The sequence below is a fragment of the Micromonospora sp. HK10 genome, from assembly GCF_000982955.1.
Classification (GTDB): Bacteria; Actinomycetota; Actinomycetes; order Mycobacteriales; family Micromonosporaceae; genus Micromonospora.
Genome location: NZ_KQ058782.1, coordinates 1 through 7,074 on the forward strand (window position 1 = coordinate 1; position 7,074 = coordinate 7,074).

The 7,074-nt window shown below is 75.6% G+C and carries 7 protein-coding genes and 1 pseudogene; all 8 read right to left on the minus strand.

What is annotated here, in order from left to right; all coding sequences use genetic code 11:
* Nucleotides 1–510 (minus strand): annotated as a pseudogene (locus LQ51_RS11310) (hypothetical protein); the annotation flags it as partial.
* Nucleotides 507–1,031, minus strand: a complete 525-nt coding sequence (locus LQ51_RS11315; protein ID WP_231605703.1) for a phage tail protein — start codon at nucleotides 1,029–1,031, stop codon at nucleotides 507–509. The gene LQ51_RS11315 and the pseudogene LQ51_RS11310, both read right to left, overlap by 4 nt.
* 28 nt (nucleotides 1,032–1,059) lie before the next feature.
* Nucleotides 1,060–3,012 (minus strand): putative baseplate assembly protein, encoded by a 1,953-nt coding sequence (locus tag LQ51_RS11320; protein WP_046564912.1) that lies wholly within the window; start codon nucleotides 3,010–3,012, stop codon nucleotides 1,060–1,062.
* Complete coding sequence (locus LQ51_RS11325) at nucleotides 3,012–3,422, minus strand: GPW/gp25 family protein (RefSeq protein WP_046564914.1); 411 nt, start codon at nucleotides 3,420–3,422, stop codon at nucleotides 3,012–3,014. The genes LQ51_RS11320 and LQ51_RS11325 overlap by 1 nt, the downstream gene beginning before the upstream one ends.
* Before the next feature lie 5 nt (nucleotides 3,423–3,427).
* Nucleotides 3,428–3,709, minus strand: coding sequence for a PAAR domain-containing protein (locus tag LQ51_RS11330; RefSeq protein WP_046564916.1), 282 nt, complete (start codon nucleotides 3,707–3,709; stop codon nucleotides 3,428–3,430).
* A 26-nt stretch (nucleotides 3,710–3,735) separates the two neighbouring features.
* Nucleotides 3,736–5,571, minus strand: a complete 1,836-nt coding sequence (locus LQ51_RS11335) for a VgrG-related protein (RefSeq protein WP_046564921.1) — start codon at nucleotides 5,569–5,571, stop codon at nucleotides 3,736–3,738.
* Complete coding sequence (locus tag LQ51_RS11340) at nucleotides 5,561–6,331, minus strand: CIS tube protein (protein ID WP_046564919.1); 771 nt, start codon at nucleotides 6,329–6,331, stop codon at nucleotides 5,561–5,563. The genes LQ51_RS11335 and LQ51_RS11340 overlap by 11 nt, the downstream gene beginning before the upstream one ends.
* A gap of 74 nt (nucleotides 6,332–6,405) precedes the next feature.
* Nucleotides 6,406–6,843, minus strand: a complete 438-nt coding sequence (locus LQ51_RS11345; RefSeq protein ID WP_046564920.1) for a phage tail protein — start codon at nucleotides 6,841–6,843, stop codon at nucleotides 6,406–6,408.
* Nucleotides 6,844–7,074: the final 231 nt, after the last annotated feature.

A 7,074-nucleotide genomic window follows, 5' to 3' on the forward strand; every position in this document is an offset into this window, starting at 1 on the left:
GCAGCCCTTCGGCTCCGGCGCGCCGGGCTGCCGCGGCGCCGGTGCTCGCCCGCCCGGACCCGGGTCGGTGCCGGCCGGCGCTGCCGTGACCCCGCCGCCCTGCGGTCCCGCCCGTACGTCCGCCCCGGCGGTGCTTCCGGCGGCGGTGGCCGCGGCGGTGCTCGCGGCGGCGGCGGTCCCGGCGGTGGTGGTCGTTGCGGTGCTCCCGGCGGCGGTGGTCGTGGCGCCCTCGGCCCGCCCGGCGGCGTGCGCGTCGCGCCCGGGCCGCGGGTCGGCGTCCGCACCGTCCACCGGCCCGTTCCCGGCCCGGCCGTCGACCGGGCGCCCCTCGACGTCGGTGGCCGCGCCCGGCCGGTCACCGGTCACCGGGCCCGGCCCCGGGCGGTCGGTCCCGGCGGACCGGCCGCCCGACGACGGGTCACCGGCGTCCCAGCGCAGGAACTCGCCACAGGTGCCGCAGAACTGGTCGGCGTCGCCGTTGCCGGCGCCGCACTCCGCGCAGATGATCATTGGGCTGCCTCCAGGATCACCCGGACGTGGGCCGGCACCGCGGCGGCCAGGACGTGGCGGACCAACGCCTCGTCGGCCTCCCCGCGGATCCGTACCCGCACCTCCGGCGTCTCGTCGGGCGGCGGCGCGTCGGTCGGCGTCGCCGAGCAGGTCACCCCGCCGCTGTCGGTGACCTCGGCCGCCACCCCGGCCGCGACCCGCAGGGCCAGCACCACCCCCCGGGCCGTACCCCGCCAGCCGTGCACCTCGACGGCGTGCCGGACCAGGTCCCGGCGGACGTCCGGCGACCGGTCCCCGTCCACCGGTGCGGCCACCCAACCGGCCAGCCAGTCGAGGAAGTCCGGCGGGGCCAGCTCGAGGTCGAAGTAGGCGTCGAGACAGTCGAGGGTGAGCAGGATCGGAGCCAGCACCTCGTCCAGCCCGGCGGTGAACCGTTGGGCGAAGTCGTCCTCCAGGTACATGGCGGGCAACTGCTGCCCGATCGGGTGCGGGCTGACCAGCCCCGGCACGGAACCCCGCATCATCCCCTCCTGACCTCGGCACCCCGGCTCACGAGGTGACCCGCACCTGGTGGCCGTAGGAGAAGGCGAGCCCGCTGACGTCCAGCTCGATGCGCTGCACGGCCTCGCCCCGGTCCCCGGTGGTCGGGTCCGCGCCGAACAACCGGACGTCCTCCACCAGGTCGATCCCGGCCACCCGCTGGAGCACGGCGTGCAGCTCGCCCGACTGCACCGGCCGGCCGAACGGCCACCCGGTGCCCTCCGGTCCACCCCGGACCGGATCCAGGTAGTCGTAGAGCGCGCGCAGCGCCCGGCGGCGCAGGTCGGCCGTGGACCCCGCCCGGGACCGGGCCCGGACCTGCGCCACCACCGTCACCCCCTGGTAGAAGGGCGGCTCCACCAGCACCCGGGCGCCGACGCAGCGGCGTACGTCGAGGAACGCCCGGATCCGCTCCAGGGTTTCGTCGCGGGGCCGCAGCGCGGCGAACCGGGCCGCGTCGTCGTCGCTGTCCCGGTGCTCGCCCAGCGCCGGCACCACCAGCACCCGCACCGCGGTCGAACCGTCGCCGGCCGGTACGCACCGCACCCGCAGCACCTCCGGCGCGGCCTGCCGGGCCAACTGCTCGTAGTCCTCCGCGGTGACCGCCCGCTCCCGGGTCCGCAGGGTGAGCGGACCGCGTACCGACGTCTCGGCCAGCGACTCGCCGTCCACCCCGCCGGTGGCGGCGGCCCGGTTCGTCACCGTGGAGACGAACGGCACCGGGTCGCGCAGCACGGTCAATGACCGGGCGGCCACGTTGCCCTGCCGGCCCCCACCCGTCCGGTACGCCGGGATCCGCACCACCGCGCCCTTCGGCGGCACCGCCCCGTACCCGCGGACCGTGCCGTCGGGTTGCCGCACGGCCGGCCCGAAGCGGATCTCGCCGCCGGCCCGGTCCACGCAGACGTGCCGGTCCTCCGGCCCGGAGTCGGCGAAGCTCGGCACCTCCCGCCAGGTCTGCCACCCCTCGGCGGTGCCGACCTCGATCTCGATCGTGCCGTCGGCGGCGACGATCGGCGCGCGCTGCACGGTGAACCGCTGGCCCGGCACCCCTTCGGCCGCGCCGACGGTCTCCCCGGCGATCAGCTCCGCGTGGCAGGCCTCGACCGTCCCACCCACGGTGGCCGCCTCGGCCCGGCCGAGCCGGGGCGGGGCGTGGAAGAACGGCTGCCCGGCGGCGGGCTCGCGCAGCCGGCAGCGCAGCCACCCGGCGCGGTGCCGGGCCACCGCCGACGCGGTGTGGCCGGCCGGTACGTGCAGGACCACCTCACCGGCCCGGTTCAACGCGCCCGTGGTGTCCCGCTCGACCGGGCACGGCACCCAGCCGTCGTCGGTCCACGCCTCCCAGACCAGCGGCGGGTTCGTCGGGTCCACGCCCCGGCCGGCGACCGCCCAGTCCATGGTGAGCAGCACCGCGCAGCCGGGCACCGCCGTGTCCAGCCCGAACAGCACGGCGTCGCCGGCCGCCGGCGGATCGGCGAACGCCGGCACCCGGTCCGGGCCGCCCAGCTCGCCGGTCCGGTCGGTGGGCTGCCCGCCGGCCGGTACGGTCATCACCCGGACCAGCCGGCACGGCGGCACGGTCAGCTCGCGCAACGTCTCGAAGGTCACCGGCTCGACGTTCTCGGCCCGCACGGTCGCCACGTGGGTGCGGGCCGGCACCACCACGGCCGCCTCGCGCGGCGCGGAAAGCCAGAACGTCACGTCGGTCGAGGCCACCGCGGGCGGGAACGGGGTGATGCCGAGCAGGTCGAGGAACTTCACGTAGTGCCGGTCGGGCACCCGGTTGAGCCGGTAGAGGAGCTGGTCGACCAGGTAGGCGAACGTCTCGATGAGGGTGACCCCCGGGTCCGAGACGTTGTGGTCGGTCCACTCCGGGCAGCGCCGCTGCACCAGGCGTTTGGCGTCGTCGACCAGGTCCTGGAACCGGCGGTCGTCGAGGTGGGGCGCGGGCAGGGCCATCACTCGGCTCCGGGATCGTGCGCGGGGATGACGTAGAACGGGAAGACCAGGTTGCGGGGGTCGTTGTCCTGGCGCAGCCGGTAGCGGATGTCGATGTGCAGGGTGCCGCGGTCCGCGTCGGCGAAGTCGACCAGCACGTCGTCCAGCTCGATCCGCGGCTCCCACCGCTCCAGCGCCAGCCGCACCTGGTAGGCGACCTGGCCGGCGGTGGACGGGTCGGCCGGGGCGAACGCCAGCTCGTGGATGGCGCAACCGAACTCGGGCCGGCCGGGCCGCTCGCCGGGGGCGGTGCCGAGGATCAGCCGGATGCTCTCCACCACCTCGCGGTCGCCGCGCACCAGGGCGACCCCGCCGGTCGGGTCGGTGCGCAGCGGGAACGCCCAGCCGGCACCGATGAAGTCCGTGGCCATACCGGTCAACCTCCGATCAGCACGGTCGGGCAGCCGGCGACGATCGGGGCGCCGCAGCCGGCGAGGTCGCCCAGCCGGGCGGCGGGCCGGCCACCGATCAGCACCGTCGGGCAGCCCGGTGGCAGCAGGGGCGACGGCGGATGCGGCGGGGTGCCGGGGAAGGAGCAGGCGTGCAGCGTGCCGACGGTCGCGGCGGGCTGCCCGCCGATGAGGACGGTGGGCACCCCGGGGCCGCCGACCGTTCCGGGGTGGGCGGTCGGGTCACCGACGCGAGCGGCTGGTGGCACGGCTCTCTCCCTTCGTCACCGCTGTCTCAGTTGATCCGTACGACCGCGCCGCGGACCGTCACCGGGCCGCTCGCGGTCAGCTCGGCACCGCCCTGGCCGGCGACCTTCACGGTGGCGCCCTCCACGGCCACGCCGCCGGTGCCGCGTACGCTGACCTGCCCCTGGCCCTCGATCGCGACGTCGCTCTTCGACGTGACGGTGACCCGCTGGCCGGCCAGCTCCAGCGGGCCGGTGCCGGCGTCCAGGCTGATCCCTTCCCGGGCCTGGACGCTCACCTTGCCGTCGCTGACGATCTCGATCCGCCGGCCGGTGCGGTCCAGCCGCACGGTGAACTTGCGGTCCCCGGTGGCGAGCAGGATGCCGTCCGGGCCGCTGCCGGCCTCCAGCAGCTCCAGCCGGTGCCCGGTGCGGGACACCAGCGCCCGGGCGGCGATCCGGCCGGTGCCGGCGTCCACCGGGTCGGTGTCCAGCTTCGGTGGCGCGTCGGTGCCGTTGTGCAGCCCGCCCAGCACGTACGCGGCGTCGAGGTTGCCGCCGGTGAAGCCGACCAGCACCTCGTCACCCACCTCCGGAAGCAGCACCGTGCCCCGGTCCGCGCCCGCCCCCGGCTGCACCACCCGGGCCCAGCCGGTGGTGTACGTCCCGTCCAGCCAGGGCAGGGTGAGCCGGACCCGGCCCAGCTTCTTCGGGTCCTTCACGTCGCTGACCACGGCCGGGACCAGGCCCCGACCGGCGGGCTCGGCGGCGGACCCGCCGGTGGCCAGGCCGTAGAGCGAGCGGTCGGACCGGCCGGAGACGGTGAACGCCGTGGTGTAGCCGGCCTGTTCGCTGAACACGTGCCGGGTGCTGGTCAGCACGTACCGGCCCTGGAACGGCGCACCGACGTTGGCCAGCGCGACCGCGGCGCCCGCGCGCAGCCGGGCGTTGCCCTTGGCCACCCCCTCGATCTCGGCGCACCCGCCGCCGAGGTCGCCGGCGAGCGCGCCGGCCACCGTCCGGACCGCCGCGTCCGTGCCCAGCGTCGGGTCGGCCACCAGGTACGCCGGGCTGCCCAGCGTGCGGCCCAGCTCGGCCGGGTCGACGCCGATCCCGTCGGCGCCCGGCACGGTCGGGGTGGCGGTCGCGCTGACCGCCCGCTTGGTTGCCGGGTCCCAGCCCCGGGCGCCCACCTCGGGCACCTGCGCGGTCGCGGTCACCCCGGCCCGCAGCGCGATCAGGTTCCGGTTGACCTCGAGCACCAGCGGGTCCTGGCTGGCCCGCGCGGACGGGTCCGGGGCGCCGATGGGTGGCTCGGGCATCCGCAGGTGCAGCTCGCCGTCGCGGACCGTCACCTGCGCGCCCACCAGCTCGGCGAGCCGGTGCAGGAAGGCCCAGTCGCTGACGTTGTCCTGGCTCAGCTGCGCCTCCGGCTCGCCGCCGATGCCGGCCACCGGGTCGATCCGGCCCGCTTTCAGCCCGGCCCGCTGGGCCACCTTGCGCACGATGTCCGGCACGCTCATTCCCGGGTACGCGGCGACCCGCCGGCCGCGCAGCAGCCGGTGGGCCAGGTCGAGGCCGCGGATCTCGGTGAACGTGCCGGTCGCGTCCAGTTCGCACTCCAGGGCGGTGACCTCGCCGCGCAGCAGCGGCGCGGGACCACCCGGGTCGGAGGTCTGCACGGTCAGCCGCACCGGTACGCCGATGGCGAACCCGCCCTTGGCCAGCACGCTGCGGTCCGGGTCGCGGTAGCGCAGCACGAACCGGTCGGGCAGGTTGCGGCTGTCGTCCACGGCCGCGTACGTCAGCAGCGACGCGATCTCGGCGGGCAGCGGGCTGCCGCCCACCTCGACGAGGAGGGCGTTGGCGAACTGCTCATTGGCCACGGGCACCACCCGTCAGCTCCTCGGGGGCCGGCACCAGCAGGGCGGTGCCGGGCCGCAGCCGCATCGGGTCGTCGATGTCGTTGGCCTCGGCGATCTGCCGCCACAGCCCGGCCCGCCCGTACGCCTGGTACGCCACCGAGTGCAGGGTGTCCCCGGCCACGACGACGTGGATGTCCCGGGCGGCGAGCGCGCCGGAGGTCGGGTTCTGCCCCGGCTGCTCGCCGGAGATCTCCTCGAGGGTGACCGTGCAGAGCGCCCGCACCGGGGTGCCACCTGGGGTGAACAGGGTGTACTTGGCGCTGACGCTGGACACGAAGGACGGGAAGCCCACCATGCCGCCCCAGTGGAACACCACCCACGGCGGGGAGCCCTTCTTCTGCTGGCGGCTCGCGTCGGTCGGCACGCAGCAGGCGAAGAGCTCCTCCACCCGCTTCACCACCGAGCTGTCCATGGTGTCGGTGGCGTCGAAGAACATCTCCAGGCTCAGCTTGCACGGGTCCGAGCCGGTGAATTCGGGCACGCCGCTCTTCTTCGCGTTGCGCTGCGCGTCCCGTTTCCACTTGGCCGTCTTGGTCAGCGCCAGTTCCTTCGGGTTGAACTGGAACGGGATCTGGCCCAGCTTCGGCCCGGGGGACGCGGTACCGCCGTTGCGCGGCGGTTCGTGCAGTTGCAGGTACGCGTGGGTGAGCTGCGGCGGTGGACCGCCGCCCCGGCCGGCCGGGCTGCCGGCGGCGGTGAAGGTGACCGGGGAGGCCGTCACGCCGCCACCTCGTTCCGCTCGGCGGCGGCGCGGCGCGTCGCGCCGCCGGGCCGTGTGCTCTGCTCGCGCATGGCTCAGCCGCCCGTTCCGGGGCCGAAGAAGCCGTGGTGGGCCAGTTCCAGGGTCTCCACGGCGACCTTCGGGTTGTCCGGGCTGAGCTGCGGCCCGGTCCACTTCACCGGGATGACGTCGAGCAGCCCCCACCGGGCGATGACGGTGCCCTCCAGGGTGCGGGCCTCGATCGTGGCGGTCTTGCGGGTGATCCCGTTGGCCATGCCACCGAACCAGCGCATCAGCTTGGTGCTGTCCGCGGTGACCGGCCGGGAGAGCTTGACGTTGGAGAACTTCATCCGGGTGGGCAGCTGCCAGATGTGCCCGTTGTTGCCGCCCTCCTCGCGCTGCTCGACCACGACCTCGCAGCCCAGCCCGTCACAGGTGTTGAACGCGCCGAGATCCTGGTCGTCGATCTTGACGACGAAGGCGATCGCGACGGCGACCTCGTCCTTGGTCATCCACCCCTCCTGGTCGGTCGGCGCTGGTATCTGCTCGGTTGCTGGTCGGCCCCGGCCCGCCCGGTCAGCCCGGCCCGCCGAGGACCCCGTGCCGCTCCCGGTCCAGGCGCAGCTCGGTCTTCAGCCGGCGCAGCAGGGGGTCGTACAACTTCTTCAGCAGTTCCTCCGGTTCGGTCCCGGCGGCCGTGCCGGGCGGGGGAGCGGTGGCGGCCGGTGCGGCCGCCGGCCCGG